The 15,681-nt window shown below is 66.6% G+C and carries 13 protein-coding genes; 6 read left to right on the forward strand and 7 right to left on the reverse strand.

What is annotated here, in order from left to right; genetic code table 11:
* Positions 1-11: 11 nt before the first annotated feature.
* The 6 genes from ACZZZD_RS00270 to ACZZZD_RS00295 form a co-directional block, all read right to left on the reverse strand.
* Positions 12-1,355: a PepSY-associated TM helix domain-containing protein gene (locus tag ACZZZD_RS00270; protein WP_463431546.1), complete on the reverse strand. Its 1,344-nt coding sequence runs from the start codon at positions 1,353-1,355 to the stop codon at positions 12-14.
* Entirely contained in the window at positions 1,345-3,438 is a 2,094-nt protein-coding gene (locus tag ACZZZD_RS00275) for a TonB-dependent receptor family protein (protein WP_463431548.1), read from the reverse strand. Before ACZZZD_RS00275 ends, ACZZZD_RS00270 begins: the two co-directional genes overlap by 11 nt.
* Positions 3,439-3,504: 66 nt before the next feature.
* Positions 3,505-3,891, reverse strand: a complete 387-nt coding sequence (locus tag ACZZZD_RS00280) for a hypothetical protein (protein WP_463431550.1) — start codon at positions 3,889-3,891, stop codon at positions 3,505-3,507.
* A 49-nt stretch (positions 3,892-3,940) separates the two neighbouring features.
* Positions 3,941-4,561 carry an aminoacyl-tRNA hydrolase gene (pth, locus tag ACZZZD_RS00285; RefSeq protein WP_463431552.1) on the reverse strand — a complete coding sequence of 207 codons (621 nt, stop codon included), beginning with the start codon at positions 4,559-4,561 and terminating at the stop codon, positions 3,941-3,943.
* Between the two features lie 87 nt (positions 4,562-4,648).
* Positions 4,649-5,281, reverse strand: a complete 633-nt coding sequence (locus ACZZZD_RS00290) for a 50S ribosomal protein L25/general stress protein Ctc (RefSeq protein WP_463431554.1) — start codon at positions 5,279-5,281, stop codon at positions 4,649-4,651.
* 132 nt (positions 5,282-5,413) lie between these two features.
* Positions 5,414-7,702: an ATP-binding protein gene (locus ACZZZD_RS00295; RefSeq protein WP_463431556.1), complete on the reverse strand. Its 2,289-nt coding sequence runs from the start codon at positions 7,700-7,702 to the stop codon at positions 5,414-5,416.
* Between the two features lie 145 nt (positions 7,703-7,847).
* On the opposite strand from ACZZZD_RS00295, the gene ACZZZD_RS00300 reads away from it, so the two are divergent.
* From ACZZZD_RS00300 to phoB, 6 genes are all read left to right on the forward strand, one after another.
* Entirely contained in the window at positions 7,848-9,245 is a 1,398-nt protein-coding gene (locus tag ACZZZD_RS00300; RefSeq protein WP_463431558.1) for an ATP-binding protein, read from the forward strand.
* Positions 9,246-9,385: 140 nt separating this feature from the next.
* Positions 9,386-10,816, forward strand: coding sequence for a phosphate ABC transporter permease subunit PstC (pstC, locus tag ACZZZD_RS00305; RefSeq protein ID WP_159845331.1), 1,431 nt, complete (start codon positions 9,386-9,388; stop codon positions 10,814-10,816).
* Positions 10,809-12,113, forward strand: a complete 1,305-nt coding sequence (gene pstA / locus ACZZZD_RS00310; protein WP_463431560.1) for a phosphate ABC transporter permease PstA — start codon at positions 10,809-10,811, stop codon at positions 12,111-12,113. The genes pstC and pstA overlap by 8 nt, the downstream gene beginning before the upstream one ends.
* Before the next feature lie 4 nt (positions 12,114-12,117).
* On the forward strand, positions 12,118-13,068 hold the full coding sequence (gene pstB, locus ACZZZD_RS00315; protein ID WP_463431562.1) for a phosphate ABC transporter ATP-binding protein PstB: 951 nt from the start codon (positions 12,118-12,120) through the stop codon (positions 13,066-13,068).
* Positions 13,069-13,072: 4 nt separating this feature from the next.
* Positions 13,073-13,798, forward strand: coding sequence for a phosphate signaling complex protein PhoU (gene phoU / locus ACZZZD_RS00320; RefSeq protein WP_463431564.1), 726 nt, complete (start codon positions 13,073-13,075; stop codon positions 13,796-13,798).
* A 20-nt stretch (positions 13,799-13,818) separates the two neighbouring features.
* Complete coding sequence (gene phoB, locus ACZZZD_RS00325; protein ID WP_135195153.1) at positions 13,819-14,511, forward strand: phosphate regulon transcriptional regulator PhoB; 693 nt, start codon at positions 13,819-13,821, stop codon at positions 14,509-14,511.
* A gap of 37 nt (positions 14,512-14,548) precedes the next feature.
* Here the strand turns inward: phoB and ACZZZD_RS00330 are convergent, their stop codons facing one another.
* Positions 14,549-15,472 carry an Hsp33 family molecular chaperone gene (locus ACZZZD_RS00330; protein WP_463431566.1) on the reverse strand — a complete coding sequence of 308 codons (924 nt, stop codon included), beginning with the start codon at positions 15,470-15,472 and terminating at the stop codon, positions 14,549-14,551.
* Between the last annotated feature and the right edge of the window lie 209 nt (positions 15,473-15,681).

Consider the following 15,681-nt stretch of genomic DNA (forward strand, 5'->3'; position numbering starts at 1 on the left):
CGTCAGGTCTTTCACGAAGCGGCGGAACGGCGCCGGATCATCGGTCGCACGGCTCGATCGAGCAGCACGGCGGCGATAAGGCTCAGTCCCGTCAGAGGATACAGGATGGCGAGGGGCAGGACGATGCCCAGCACGGCGGCGCGCACGCGCGGACCTGGCGGGGCAGGCGGTGCACCCAGGCGGCGGCGCGACAGGTTCGGGGGGCGACGCTTCCACCACATGACAAGGCCGCTGATCGCCAGGAGCCAGACGCCGATGCAGCCTAACAGTATGACGATACGGTTCGCCTGACCGAACTGCGTCCCCTGGTGGGTGAATATACCCAGTTCAATGGCCTTGGCGCCGGCGCCGAACTGATCATAGCCGATGTCGCCCAGCAGACGCCCGGATGCAGCGTCGATATAGAGCGAGCGGCTGTCCTGAACCCGCGTCGCCTGGGTCGTGACCGTGTAGGCCGTGCCGTCGGCTGCTGGGATATTCACTGCAAAGGGCCGCGCCAGACCGGCCTGATCCGCGACATGCAGCACCTGCGCCAGTCCGCCGTGGCCGGCGTGATCATGGGCCATCACCATCCCTTCCATGGTCCAGCCGGCGCCGGCGGGCTCGTCATGGTGTTGGGCGCGTTGCCAGGCCCCGGCGACGGGTGCGGGCGGCCGACCCAGCCCCGTCTCCTTGACCAGCCCCATGACCCGGTCACCCCACACCGCCGACCACGGCATGCCCGTGACCGCCAGAAACAGCACGACCCCGCCGACGTAGAAACCCGTCAGGGCATGCAGGTCGCGCCAGAAGGGGCGTCGCCTGCTATCGGTCGTCTGAGGCGCGAAGGTCGCTGCCGCGCGCCCACGCGGCCACCACAGGTAGAGACCCGTGGCGAACAGGATGATCGTCCAGCCCGCCACGATCTCGACCAGGATGTTGAAGGGCCGACCCAGCAGCGTCAGGCTGTGGGTCTTCTTGACCAGTTCCATGAACCCGCCGGCCGGGATCACGCCGGTGACGAGGCCGGTGTGCGGATCGACGAAGACCGTCTTCTGGCCCCCATCCGGCCGATCCACCCGCAGCCTGATCGCCTGGTCGTCGCGGCTGGGCATGACCAGATTGGCGACCCGCCCGCCGCCGCCCGCTCGCGCCGCGTTGGCCAGCCAGGTCTCGGGCGCCGTCTGGGATTGGGCGGCCGGCACGCGGATCATGTCGCGATACAGAAACCCGTCGATCTCGTCCTTGAACAGATACAGCCCGCCGGTCAGGGCCAGCAGCATCAGCACCGGCATGACGAACACACCCGCATAGAAGTGCCAGCGCCATACCGCGCGGTAGGCGCCGGAGAGATCGTCCGTCGGTTCAGAACGCATAGCGAACTCCCACATAGGCCGACCGCACCTCGCCCGGCACGAAGACCGCCGTCGGGGCGACCCGCGCATCCGTGACGGCGTTGACCGAGGAAATGTAGTTTTCGTCCGTCAGGTTGCGTGCGTCCAGAAATAGGGACACGCCGTTGTCGAAGCTCCAGCCCGCATTCAACGACAGGATGGCATAGCCGGGCGCGGTCAGCGGCGTTCCGTCTGCGCCGCTACGCGTATTGGCATAGTCGATCAGGACGTCTGTCGGCGACCACTCTACGCTGGGCGCCACGAACCAGCCCGACGGATGGGCGTATTTCAGCTCCGCACGATACAGATGCTCCGGCACGACCGGCAGGCGGTTGTCGCCATAGACCGGGTCTCCGGCGAAAAAGAAGTCGGACCAAGCGTAGGTCTGGCGGAGCGTCAGCCGACCGCCGGGTCCGGTCATGATCCGCCAATCCAGCCCGGCCTCGATCCCCTGGTGAACCGTGTCGCCCGCATTGAAGGTCGAGGCGGGGATGTCCGGGGTGACGATGAAGTTGAGCAGTTCGCCGGTGATCTCCGCGCGATAGGCTGACAGGTCGAAGGTGAAGGGGCCGCGTCGGCCCCGGGCGCCGACCTCGCCAGTCCAGGCGTCCTGAACCTCAAGGTCGACGAAACGCGGCACGGTGCTTTGAACCAGGGCGCCATAGCTGGGCGCCTCCACCGAGCGGGTCAGGTTGGCGTAGACCTGCGTGCCGGTTTCGTCTTCCCAAAGCAGGCCGATGCGCGGCGAGAACCAGTCGAAGGTCGCGTCGGCATTGTTGCTGGGGACCAGATTGTTGGTGAAATCCCGCTCTGCGCGACCGTAGCTGCCGCCTGCGACCAGGGCCAGTCGGTCGGTCACGAACAGGCGCCCCTCTGCGAAGACATCCAGGCCCGCGGCGTCCTGAACCGAATCGCCGATCTTGGCCCCCGGTCGTGCGCCGCCGGCCGCGACGAAGGTGAAGGCGTCGGTCGTGCCGCCCCGATAACTGAAGCCGGCATAGGCGTCGGCGCGCAGGCCGCCCAGCCGACCGTTCCAGTCCGCGCGGCCATAGCCGCCCCATTGCAGGCTGTTCTGGTCGATGACGATGGAGATCGGGTGATACAGATCCTTGTCCACGACATAGACGGCCCCCTCGACGGACAGGCTGTCGTCGATACGCCAGCGCCCCAGAACCGTGGTGCGCAGGGACTTTACATCGCGGGCGAAGGCCAGGGCGCGGTTGTTGTCGGGCACGCCGCTCGGGTCGGTCAGCGCCTGCTGCAAGGTGACGGCGGACGACACCGACTGGTCCAGATCATTGCCCTGAACGATAAGGCGCAACTCGCGTCCCTCGCCGAAGGTGCGACCCAGGTTCAGGGTCAGTCGTTTGCTGTCGGAACTCTGATTTTCGCGGAAACCGTCCGAGCGGGCGACGGTGGCGGCGGCGTAGATGTCCCAGTCGCCAAGATCGCGAGCGACGGCGACATGGCCGCGCTGGGTGTCGAACGATCCGCCTTCAACGCGGATCAGGTTGCGGCTGGCGGCCGTGCGACCGGTGGGCGTGACCACATTGATCGCGCCGCCCAGGGCTGCACCGCCGAAGCGCAGGGCGTTGCCTCCCTTGTACACGTCGATATGGCGCGCGATCAGGGGGTCGATCTCCTGAAACTCGCCGAACCCGTCTGGCGCATTGAACGGCACGCCGTCCTGGGCCAGCAGGACGCCACGCAGATGGGCGCCGTTGCCGATGCCGGATCCTCGGATCGACAGGCGAACCTCTTCGCCCCAGCGGCGCTGGGCGAAAACGCCGGGCACGCCGCGTAGTGTGTCTGCAAAGCTGAGAGCGTAGCGGTCTTGGTAGGTTTCCAACGCCACCACGGCCACGGCGCCGGGGGTGCGAGACAGCAGGGCGCGGGCATCCGCGACGACGGCGGGGTCTTCCGCATCGCGGCGGCCAGTGACGATGACGCTGTCGAGCACGGCGGGCTCGGAGGTTTGCTGAGCGACGGCGGGGCTGGCCCATCCAGCGCTGGCCAGGGCGGCGAGCAACAGCGCGCAGGGCGCTGCGGTGGTCTTGAAAGACATGATGATCCTGAAATCAGAACGAGAAGGGCGCGCGGGCTCAAGGCCGGCGCGGGCTCGGGGTCTGGTTCAGGCCTGGGGCGGTGCGGTGGAGGGGGGGCGCGGCGGCGCACGTGCGGGCGGCGGCGGGCTGACGCTGGCGGGAGCATAGACGATGCGCTCGACGGTGCGAACGAGCGGCGTGGGCTGCGGTGCGGGCGGGCAGGGCAGGGCGGCGGCCAGGGGCATGACGCAGGCCGCACATTTGGCCCCGACGTGCTTGTTGACCGGGCCGTCCATCCCGCCGGACTGGATCGTCTGCGGCCCTTCAGCGGAGCAGATGACCAGCGGCTGGCCCGGTTGGACCGCCGCCAGGGCCGCGAAGGGCAACAGGCTTCCAAGCACGAGCGCGAAGACCGCCGCCAGGAAGGCGAGCGATTTCGAAGTCGACCAATGATCGGCCTGGGAACGGGTCACGCCTCGCCTCTACGGCGTTTCGTGACGGCGCGATAGGCGGCGGTTTGTCCTAAAGCTCGCCGCGCGCCGCCTGACGCGGGCTGAATTTCGGTGCGGGGGCCAGGCGCATCACCTCGCCCTGATAGCGTTCGTCATCGCCGGCGGCGGCGAAGGGCAGGGCGTCGGCGCAGGCCTGGAGCATGGCGTCCAGCCACGGCTGTTCGGCCTTGTGGAAGTCCCCCAGCACATGGGGCATGACCATCTCCTTCTCGCCCGGATGGCCGATGCCCATGCGCGCGCGACGGAAGTCGGCGCCCAGGTGGCTGATCAGGGAGCGGACGCCGTTCTGACCGGCCGCGCCGCCGCCTGTCTTCATGCGGAAGCGCCCGGGCGCCAGGTCGATCTCGTCGTGGAAGGCGATGACCTCGGACGGCTTGATCTTGTAGAAGCGCGCCGCTTCGCCGACGGCCCGCCCGCTCTCGTTCATATAGGTCTGAGGCTTCATCAGCAGCACCTTGACCGAACCGTCGGCCGTCTCGACCTGGCCCTCGCTGACGATCGACTGGAACTTGGCCCGCTCGGGACCGAAGCGCCAGCGCCGCGAAATCTCGTCGGCGGCCATGAAGCCGATGTTGTGGCGGTTCTTTTCGTATTTGCCGCCCGGATTGCCGAGCCCAGCGATGATGATCATGGCGTCCTCATGCCGCGTGCGTCGGGCAAAGAAAAGCCCCGCCGCGGCGAACCGGGCGGGGCGTAATCTTCACGAAGAGACGAAGGATCAGTCTTCGGTCTTCTCGACCGGAGCGGCTTCGGCTTCGGCGGCTTCATCGGCGGCGGCCGACAGGGCGGCGGACGAGACCTTGATCGTGGCGATCACGAAGTCGCGGTCGGTGATGGTGGCTTCCGCGCCCTTGGGCAGCTTGATGTCCGACATGCGGATGGTGTCACCGATCTCGGCCTTGGCCAGATCGACAACCAGCTCTTCCGGGATCTGGTCGGCGCGGACCAGGATCTCGACGGCGTGACGCACGACTTCCAGCGAACCGCCCTGACGCGAGAACGGAGCTTCGTCGGCGTTCGCGAAGTGGACCGCCACTTCGATCTTGAGCGGGGCCTTCGCATCGACGCGCATCAGGTCGAAGTGCAGGGGACGGTCCGACACGGGGTCGAACTGCACATCCTTGGCGATGACCGGCTGGGTCTCATCGCCATACTTCAGGGTCACGAGGTGGCCCAGCAGCTTGCCGGTGTAGAGCGACTTGCGGAAGTCCTTCTCGTTCACCGAAATGGCGACGGGGGCTTGCTCGCCGCCGTAAAGCACGCCCGGCACGAAACCAGCGCGACGCGCAGCGCGAGCGCCGCCGGTGCCGACGCCATCGCGGACGTCCACGTTCAGAATGATCTCGGCCATGTGGCTCGCCTCAACAACAACGGAAACGCCGCGCCAACCCTGGGCTCTCGCGGCGGGGGTGATGAACCCTCGAATTCAAGAGCGCGGGCTATTACACGCATCATGCCCAAGGCGCAACCGTCAAAGGTCCGCTTAAGCTGCTTGCGCGCGATCCTTGAGCAGCGCGCCAGGCGCCGCGACGATGCCCAGCAGTTCGGCGGCGTTGAACGGCTTGGCCAGATGGTGGTCGGCCCCGGCCGCGCGTCCGGCGGCGACGTGTTCGGGCATGGCGTTGGCGGTCAGCATGACGATCGGCGTGCGATCCATTCCCATCGTCGCCTCGTGCAGGCGAATCTCCTGCGTCGCCGTCAACCCGTCCATGATCGGCATCTGCATGTCCATCAGCACCAGGTCGAACGTCCCGGCGCGGAAAGCCTCCAGCGCCTGGGCGCCGTTCTCTGCAATCACGATCTGGGCCGGCGTCTGGGCGAGAATCAGTTCGATGACGCGGCGGTTGGTCGGATGGTCGTCCGCCACCAGCACGCGCACGGCGCGCTGTTCGTCGTCGGCATATGCTTCCGTAGCCAGAGGCTCTCTGAGTGACGGAGCTTCGCATTGTCTAAACGGCAGCGTCAGGATGAAGGCTGCCCCGCCGCCGGGTTCGCTTTCGCATCCCAAGTCGCCTCCCATCATTTCCGCCAGCTGACGGCAGATGGACAGGCCAAGGCCGGAGCCGCCGAACCGGCGCGTGATGCCGCCGTCAGCCTGTTCGAATCGGCTGAACAATCTGCTGCGGGTCGCGGCGTCGAAGCCGATGCCGCTATCCTCGACGGTGAAACGCAGGACGGGGCTTCCGTCCCGATCCACGCCGCGCTGGACGATCAGGCCGACGAAACCCTGGCTGGTGAACTTCACCGCATTGGAGATCAGATTGGTTAGCACCTGTTTCAGGCGCACCGCGTCGCCCAGCACCCACATGTCCTCTTCCAGATCGATGTCGACGTGGAAGTCGAGATGCTTCTCGCGGGCGTTCTCGGCATAGAGCTGCGCCGCTTCGCGCACGGCGGTCGCCAGTTCGAAGGCGTCGTCGGTCAATTCCAGCTTGCCCGATTCAACGCGGGCCAGATCCAGAATGTCGCTGAGCAGGGTCTGCAGCGTCTTTCCCGACGCCTGCATCAGGTCAAGCATTTCGCGCTGATCGGCCGTCAGATCCGTCTTGGACAGCGCCTGAGATAGGCCGATCACACCGTTCAGGGGTGTGCGAATCTCGTGGCTCATATTGGCCAGGAATTGGCTCTTGGCGACGTTGGCGGCTTCTGCGGCGTCGCGGGCCTCGGCCAGCGCTTCGGCGTCCCGTTTAAGGTCGGTGATGTCGTTGCAGACCGTGACCGTGCCACCTTCGGAGGTGCGCCGATCCTGGATGCGCAGCCAACGGCCGCCGGCGACCTGCTGCTCGCTGTTGGACGACAACTGCCGTCGCGCCAGCATGCGCTCGTTCAGCCATTCCTCTTCGCGCCCCGTGGCCTCATCGTAGCGACCCTCGTCGATACCGATGCGCAGCGCCTCGCGGAAGGACAGGCCGACGACGAGGTGTGGCTCAAGCTCGGGATTCACCTCGGCGTAGCGGGCGTTCCACAGAACCAGTCGATCTCTTGCGTCATAGAAGCCTAATCCATCCGGCATGGCGTCCACCGCCTCGCGGATGCGGCGCAGCGCTGTCGCGCGCGACATATAGGCCATGACGCCCAGAGCGCAGGCTACGCCGCAGATCAGCAGCAGAATGGCGCCGAGCAGGATTCGCATGGCGCCGGTCGAGATTCCTTGATCAAGGGAGGCGGCAGGGTCGGGCGTGATGCTGATCGCCGCCATGCCGATAAAATGCAACGAGATGATCGTCAGGGATAAGCCTGTCGTCGTGATGAGCAGCCGCGCGGCGCCGCCGCGACGGTAGAACAAGGCGGTGCTGCACCCGACGGCCATGGCGGCGGCGATTGAGGTCGCCACAAGTCCCAGATCCCAGCTGATATGCGCAGGCGCCTTGATTGCGGCCATGCCGAGATAATGCATGGCGCCGACGCCGGCGACGGCGATCACGGCCGCCAGAACCCGCCAGATGGGGCCTTTGCCCATTATGGTTGAACCGATCGTCAGGCCGATCATGGCGAGGGCGACACCCATGGACGCGAGGGTCAGCACCGGGTCGTAACGCACCGGCACGCCGGCGACAAACCCTTGCATGGCGACGAAATGGGTCGCCCAGATCGATAGTGCGCCGATGATGATGGCCAGGATGACAGATCGACGGCGACGTCTGGGATCGCGGGTTCCCATCCGCTGCATCAAGCGGGTTGAAACGCCAAGGCCGACCATGCAGATCAGCACTGCGAACAGAGTGATCCGCCAGTCGTGATCGCGCGCAATGCAGAAGATAATGCGGTCCACGAAGCCCCCTTGGGCGATACCATGGGCGATAATCCTAAAGAAACCGTGCGGCGAAGCTTCTAATGACCTCAGGCTGTCGGAGCGCCGTCACAGAATCCGTGCAAGGATCGGAAAACGCGTTCCAGAACGAGGTCGCCTCCACTCCATGCCTTACGAAGTCTCGCCATCGCCCGTCGCGCCGGTCTCCACCTCGCGGCTATGGACGGTGGGCGCCAGCATCGGCATCGCCATCGTGGTCCTGTTGCTGCTGGCGGTCCTTCATCCCGAACTGGCGAACTGGCTTGTCGGCGGGGCCGTGGTCGTGGCTGCCTCGGCCTGGCTTCTGAACGTGTCCGAAGCGGCGACGACGGCTCCAGCCGCACATGACGGCGGCGCGGCGGAGTCCGCCTCGGATGTAGTCAACGGCGACCTGCTGGATCGGGTGTTCGAGGCGCTGGACGATCCGGTGCTGGTCGTCAGCGGGGGCGAGCCGGACGACATCGCCGGCCGACGCATCGTCATGGCCAATGGCGCCGCGCGCGACCTTCTGCGGATACAGCGTCAGGGCGCCTTGCTGGTTCAGGTCATTCGCGAACCCGGCGTGCTGGAGGCGGTGGACGAGGCCCTGTTCGGGGGCACGGCCCGCACCACGGACTATGCGACGGGCGGGCAGAGGGATCGGCGCTGGCGGGCCTGGACGCGGCCTTTGTCCGTAGAGGCGGGAACGCTGCCCGGGGCGGAGCTGGCCCTGCTGATCCTGCGCGACGAGACCGACGCCCGGCGCACCGAAATGATGCGTGTCGATTTCCTGGCCAACGCCAGCCATGAACTGCGCACGCCGCTGGCCTCCTTGAGCGGCTTCATCGAGACGCTGAAAGGTCATGCCCGCGACGACGTCGCCGCGCGCGACCGATTCCTCGACATCATGTCGGCCCAGGCGGACCGGATGGGGCGTCTGGTCGCGGACTTGCTGTCGCTCAGCCGCATCGAACTGAACGAGCATATTCCGCCCTCGGGCCGCGTCGATCTGGACCGCGCCGCCTCCGATGTGGTGGACGCCATCAGCGTGCTGACGCGTGAAAAAGAGATCGTCATCGCCTTGGATCAGGGGGAGGCGAGGGCGTCGATCAGTGGGGATCGCGACGAAATCCTGCAGGTCGTGCAGAACCTGCTCGACAACGCCGTCAAATATTCGTCACGGAGCGGGACGGTCGAGATTTCGGTCCGTTCGGACCTGTCGTTCGACGAGGCCTGGGCGTCGCGGATGCCCGGCGCGACCCGGCTGCCGCTGGTCACCCCTGACCGCGCGTCCGGCATCTCCTATGCCGCGGTGACGGTGCGGGATCATGGACCCGGCATGGCGCGCGAACACCTGCCACGGCTGACCGAGCGCTTCTATCGGGTCGAGGGCCAGAAGAGCGGCGAGCGACAGGGGACTGGCCTGGGGCTCGCCATCGTCAAGCACATCATCAATCGGCATCAGGGCGGCCTGGTCGTCGAAAGCGCACCCGGCATGGGCGCGGCCTTCACCGCCTGGTTCCCCCAGCCGGTCGAGCGGCGCTAGAGCCGCGACGGACCGTCGCTGTCACCCAACTGTCATCGACCCGTCGTAATCCGCTGACCATTCACAGGCAGTAGTCGCGCCGCGTTGGTCCCGATGTTCAGGACCGTCGCCGATTCGCGCACGGCGCTTCGGACTTCTGAATGATCTGGATTTACCTGCTGATCCTTATCGCGCTGAGCGCGGCCGCCTTCGTCGGCGGACGCGAGCTCGCGCGTCGTCGCGCGGTCGGCGCCAAACCCCATTCCCGGCCCGGTCAGCACGGCGCCTATGCGCTGATCTGGGTTGCTGCGCCCGCCCTGCTGGTGCTGATCCTGGCCTCGGTCTTCGCCGCGCCGCTTCAGCGTCAGTTGACGGCTGTCGGCACGCCTGACGCTGTCGCCTCTCTGGACCACTTCCGCCGCGACGCCTTCTTCGCCGACGCCCACCGCGTCGGTCGTGGCGAGCCCGCTCTGCAAATCTGGGAACGCCCCCTGGCCGAGAATCTGCCGGTCGAGGCGCGCCGCATGGTCCGCATCGAGCGCACCCTGTCCTGGGGCGGCGGAATCGCCGCCATCCTGGCCGCCATCCTCGGCGGCCTGTTCGCCCTGACCCAGATCAAGCCCAACACGCGCGCCCGCAACCGGGTCGAAGGCTGGATCTACGGCGCCCTGTTCGTCTGCTCGGCCATCGCCGTCCTGACGACCTTGGGTATCATCGCCTCTCTGGCCTTCGACAGCTTCCGCTTCTTCCAGAAGGTGCCGATCCTCGACTTCCTGTTCGGCACGCAATGGAGCCCCCAGATCGCCATCCGCGCCGATCAGGTCGGGTCGTCGGGCGCCTTCGGGGCCGTGCCCCTGTTCGCCGGCACCCTGTTGATCATGGTCATCGCCATGTGCGTGGCCGCGCCCATCGGCCTGCTGTCGGCCATTTATCTTTCGGAATACGCCGGACGCACGACACGCGCGGTGATCAAGCCGCTGCTGGAGATTCTGGCCGGCGTGCCGACCGTCGTCTACGGCTTCTTCGCCGCCTTGACGGTGGGGCCGCTGCTGCGGGTCTTCTTCAACGAGATCGGCCTGTTCCTGATCGGCGGACCTCTGGACGGACTAGGCCAGTATCTGTCGCTGGTTCAGAACCAGATGGCCCTGACGGCCGGCGCGGTGATGGGCATCATGCTGATCCCGTTCGTCTCGTCCCTGTCCGACGACATCCTCAACGCCGTGCCTCAGTCGCTGCGTGACGGTTCGTTCGCCATGGGCGCCACCAAGTCCGAAACGGTGAAACGGGTTCTGATGCCCGCCGCGCTTCCGGGCGTCGCCGGCGCGCTGTTGCTGGCCGTGTCGCGGGCCATCGGCGAGACCATGATCGTGACCATGGCTGCGGGCCTAGCGGCCAACCTGACCTTCAATCCGCTGGACACAGTGACGACCGTCACCGTGCAGATCGTGACCCTGCTGACCGGCGACCAGGAGTTCAACAGCGCCAAGACCCTGTCGGCCTTCGGCCTGGGTCTCACCCTGTTCCTGGTGACCCTGGTGCTGAACATCATCGCCCACCGGATCGTCCAGACCTATCGGGAACAATATGACTGACGCGACCCCCGATCGGATCGACGGCGTGGCCGCCAAGGGGCGGCTGGATCGTCTGCGCGCGGGCCTGAAGCGTCGGCACGCCAAGGAAACCCGCTTCAAATGGTATGGCCGCCTGGCCATCGCCGCCGCCATGCTGTTCCTGGCGGTCCTGCTGGTCCGCATCGTCGAACAGGGCCACACCGCCTTCTACACCCACACGGTGACCGTGCCGGTCTATATGGACCCGGCGCGCGTCGATCGCGCCTATCCGCAGGGCTCCAACTTCGAGCAGCTGGCGGCCGAGCAGCAACTGGCCCGCATGGGCGTTCAGGACGACGCGGCCGGAACCAAGGCCGCGCAGATGAAGCGGCTGTTCTCGTCGGAACTGAAGTTCGTCGCCGCCGACCTCGTCGCCAAACGCAGCGAAGTCATCGGCGAGACGGTGCCTCTGGCCGTGCCCCTGTCCGACGACGCGGACCTGTATCTGAAAGGCGAAATCTCGAAGGAGACGCCGGAGGACCAGCGCCGCCTGACCGATCAGCAGATCGCCTGGCTGGACCGGTTGCAGGCCGAAGGCGTGATCGGCTCGCACTTCAACACCGCCCTGTTCACCAACGGCGACTCGACCCAGCCGGAGCTGGCGGGCGTGCTGGGCGCGGTGGTCGGCTCGGCCCTGATGCTTATGGTCACCGCCCTGATCGCCATTCCACTGGGCGTCGGCGCCGCCATCTGGCTGGAAGAGTTTGCGCCCAAGAACAGGCTGACCGACATCATCGAGGTCAATATCAACAACCTCGCGGCCGTGCCGTCGATCGTCTACGGCCTGCTGGGCTTGGCCCTGTTCATCAACTGGATGCATCTGCCGCGCGCCAGTCCGATCGTCGGCGGTTTGGTCCTGGCGCTGATGGCGCTTCCGACCCTGGTCATCGCCACCCGCTCTGCCCTGAAGGCCGTGCCGCCGTCGATCCGCGAGGCGGCGCTGGCTATGGGCGCCTCCAAGACGCAGACCGTATTCAGCCACGTCCTGCCTCTGGCCATGCCCGGCGTCATGACCGGCGCCATCATCTCCATGGCCCACGCGCTGGGCGAGACCGCGCCGCTGCTTCTGATCGGCATGGTCAGCTTCGTGCCCGGCGTGCCGGCCGCCATCGACCAGCCGGTCGGGGCGCTGCCCTCGCTAATCTACATCTGGGAGAACGCCTCGGAGCGGGCGTTCCACGAACGCACCGCCGCGGCGATCATCGTCCTGCTGGTCTTCATGATCATCATGAACGCGGCGGCCATCATCTTGAGGCGGCGCTTCGAGCGCCGGTGGTAAGAGAATGAAATTCCGTATTTTCCGCTCCGCCGAAGACCAGACTGGCGCCGGTCCGGTCGATCCGACCGAGACCCCGCGCATGGGCGGTCAGGTCCTGCCGGAAGTCACGTCCTCCAAGGCTAGCGCCGCCGCCGAGCCGCGCCTCGAAGATGCGACGCCCGTGACGGGGCCGACCATCGTCGACAGCCCGCCGGTCGGCCCGATCAAGATCGCGGCGCGCGATGTCTCCGTCTTCTATGAGGGCAAGCAGGCGCTCTACGACGTCTCGCTGGATATCCCGGACAAGACCGTCACGGCACTGATCGGCCCGTCGGGTTGCGGCAAGTCGACCTTCCTGCGGACGATGAACCGCATGAACGACACCATCGCCGGGGCCAAGGTCACCGGTCGAATCGCGATGGACGGCGAGGACATCAACGACCGCTCCATCGACCCGGTGCTGCTGCGCGCCCGTGTCGGCATGGTGTTCCAGCGCCCGAACCCCTTCCCCAAGTCGATCTACGAAAACGTCGCCTACGGCCCGAAAATCCACGGCCTGGTCTCGTCCAAGGCCGAAATGGACGATGTGGTCGAAAAGGCCCTGAAGCGCGCCGGACTGTGGGAAGAGGTCGCTGACCGCCTGCAGTCGTCGGCCATGGGTCTGTCGGGCGGTCAGCAGCAGCGTCTGGTCATCGCCCGCGCCATCGCCGTGAACCCCGAAGTCATCCTGATGGACGAGCCCTGCTCGGCCCTGGACCCGATCGCTACGGCGCGGATCGAGGAACTGATCGACGAACTGCGTGAGCGGTTCTGCATCGTCATTGTGACCCACTCGATGGCCCAGGCCGCGCGGGTGTCGCAACGCACCGCCTTCTTCCACATGGGCCGCCTGGTCGAGACCGGGGATACGGAAGACATCTTCCAGAATCCGCGCGAACGGCGCACCCTCGACTACATCACGGGACGCTTCGGCTAATCCGATGAACCAGCACACGGTCAAAGCCTACGGCGACGAACTGAACCAGATCACGGCGGAGGTCGCCCGCATGGGCGGTCTCGCCGAGGCCCAGGTCGCGGACGCCATCGATTCCGTCGCCCGACGCGATGTCGCCCTGGCTCGCGCGGTGGTCGAGCGGGATCTGAAGCTCGACGCCCTGCACCGGGATATCGAGAAAAAGGCCATCCGCCTGATCGCCCTGCGCCAGCCGGTCGCCAGCGACCTGCGCCGCACCCTGGGCGCCATAAAGATCGCCACCGATCTGGAGCGCACCGGCGACCTGGCCAAGAACATCGCCAAGCGCGCGCTGATCCTGGCCGAAGGCGAGCCGATGCAGCCCCTGACCCGCTCGATCGAGCGGATGGGCCGTCTGGTTTCGACCCGCCTGCGCGACGTGCTGGACGCCTATACGGCCTCTGAACTGGATCGCGCCGTCGCCGTCTGGCAGACCGACGACGAGGTGGACGAGCATTACAACGCCCTGTTCCGCGAACTGCTGACCTACATGATGGGCGACCCGCGCACGATCGGCGCCTGCACCCATCTGCTGTTCATGGCCAAGAACCTGGAACGGATCGGCGACCACGCGACCAATATCGCCGAGACCGTCCACTACGAGATCACGGGCGAAGACATCGTGGGCGAACGCCCGCGCGCCCAGCCCACGGCCGAGGATTCCGATCCGACGCCGAACCTTCCGACACGCTGACCCGAGACCGGAGAGCCGACGTGCAGCCCTATATCCTTGTGATGGAAGACGAGGACGCGCTGGCGACCCTTCTTCAATACAACCTCGAGAAGGAAGGCTACGACGTCGCCGTCGCTGCCGACGGCGAGGAAGGCATGCTCCAGATCGACGAGCGCCTGCCCGATCTGGTCCTGCTGGATTGGATGTTGCCCAAACTCTCGGGCATCGAGGTCTGCCGCCGCATTCGCGGCAAGGCCGAGACCCGCAATCTGCCGATCATCATGCTGACGGCGCGCGGCGAGGAGAGCGACCGCGTGCGCGGCCTGGACACGGGCGCCGACGACTATCTGACCAAGCCCTTCTCGATGGTCGAGCTGATCGCACGCATCCGCGCCGTCCTGCGTCGCATCCGTCCGGGTCTGGCCGACGACCGGCTGAACCACGGCGACATCATCATCGACCGCGTCTCGCACCGGGTGAAACGCTCGGGCCAGGAAGTCCACCTCGGCCCGACCGAGTTCCGCCTGCTGGACCACTTCATGCAGCATCCGGGTCGCGTATTCAGCCGCGAACAGCTGCTGGACGCTGTCTGGGGCTCCGACGTCTATGTCGAGGCCCGCACCGTCGACGTCCACGTCGGCCGCCTGCGCAAGGCCCTGGCCATCGCCGACGAAAGCGCCAATCCGATCCGCACCGTTCGCTCGGCGGGCTATTCGCTGGATCTGGAAGGCTAAGACAAAAAGGGCGGCTCTCGGAGCCGCCCTTTCCAAGTCAAATCTGCTCGGCGACCACTTCGTCGGGGTCCAGCGCATAGACCGTCGCGCAGTATTCGCAGGTGACGCGGATCTTGCCGTCGTCTTCCAGCATGTCGGCGCGTTCGTCCGGGTCGAAAGAGGCCAAAACCGAGGCGATGCGACCGCGTGAGCAGCGGCAGACGGCGCTCAATGCCCGCGCGCCTTCCAGCCGCACGCCGTCCTCGTGGAACAAGCGGAATAGCAAAGTCTCTGGCGAGATCGTCGGATCAACCAGTTCGTCGTCGCCCAGGGTGCCGAACAGGGCACGGGTGCGGTCCCAGACTTCTTCCGTCGAGCCGCGTGCGTCGTCGCCGGCGATGATCTGGATCATCGCCCCGCCGGCCCGCCATTGCGAGCCCGTCTCGGTCTGGACCTGACCGACGGCCAGATGCACCTTGGTCGGCACCTGTTCGGACTGCTGGAAATAGTGTTCGGCCGCCAGCGACAGGCTTTCGCCTTCGATCGGCGTGATGCCCTGGGTGCGTTCGAAGTCGGGACCACGGTCCAGCGTCATGATGAAGACGCCCTGGCCCAGCAAGGAGCGGGCGCCGGGGCGGGCGAACCCGCCCGAAGCCTCGGCGACCTCCGCCTCGTCATAGCGGCAATAGCCGCGCAAGGACCCGTCGGTACCATAGTCGGCGACCACATAGCGCACCGGCCCGTCGCCCTGCGCCTGGACCAGCAGCCGACCTTCGAACTTCAGGCTGGAGCCAATCAACGCCGCCAGCGCGCAGGCCTCACCCAGCAGGGCGGCGACGGGCTCGGGATAGGCGTGGGCGGCCAGGATCTTGTCGATGGTCGCGCCCAGGCGGACCAAGCGGCCGCGCACGGGCCAGCCCTCGATCTGGAAGGCGGCGGCCAGATCGTCGGAAACGGGGGTGTGAGGCGCGTGATCGGTCACGGCGAGGTCCTTTGGCGACGTCATTTCGGGATCGCGGCTATGTAGGCGCCCGCAGGCGTGATGATAAGGGGCAAGGTGGTCCGGGGGGCGCCGGGTCTTCTGCACGTGGATTTGTCTAGCTTTGCCGATGCGACGGAACCGTTTTCGGTGCGGTTCGCTCTTTTGGCTCAAGCGGAGCCGCCGTTCCGCTGATCACACACGTCATCACC

It is taken from the genome of Brevundimonas sp. AC546, assembly GCF_979258305.1.

What these genes read in the sequence shown, in the direction of transcription:
- ACZZZD_RS00270 (WP_463431546.1), bottom strand. Translation starts at nt 1,355, where the DNA reads ATGCGTTCTGAACCGACGGACGATCTCTCCGGCGCCTACCGCGCGGTA.
- ACZZZD_RS00275 (WP_463431548.1), bottom strand. Translation starts at nt 3,438, where the DNA reads ATGTCTTTCAAGACCACCGCAGCGCCCTGCGCGCTGTTGCTCGCCGCC.
- pth (WP_463431552.1), bottom strand. Translation starts at nt 4,561, where the DNA reads ATGATCATCATCGCTGGGCTCGGCAATCCGGGCGGCAAATACGAAAAG.
- ACZZZD_RS00290 (WP_463431554.1), bottom strand. Translation starts at nt 5,281, where the DNA reads ATGGCCGAGATCATTCTGAACGTGGACGTCCGCGATGGCGTCGGCACC.
- ACZZZD_RS00300 (WP_463431558.1), top strand. Translation starts at nt 7,848, where the DNA reads ATGCCTTACGAAGTCTCGCCATCGCCCGTCGCGCCGGTCTCCACCTCG.
- pstC (WP_159845331.1), top strand. Translation starts at nt 9,386, where the DNA reads ATGATCTGGATTTACCTGCTGATCCTTATCGCGCTGAGCGCGGCCGCC.
- pstA (WP_463431560.1), top strand. Translation starts at nt 10,809, where the DNA reads ATGACTGACGCGACCCCCGATCGGATCGACGGCGTGGCCGCCAAGGGG.
- pstB (WP_463431562.1), top strand. Translation starts at nt 12,118, where the DNA reads ATGAAATTCCGTATTTTCCGCTCCGCCGAAGACCAGACTGGCGCCGGT.
- phoU (WP_463431564.1), top strand. Translation starts at nt 13,073, where the DNA reads ATGAACCAGCACACGGTCAAAGCCTACGGCGACGAACTGAACCAGATC.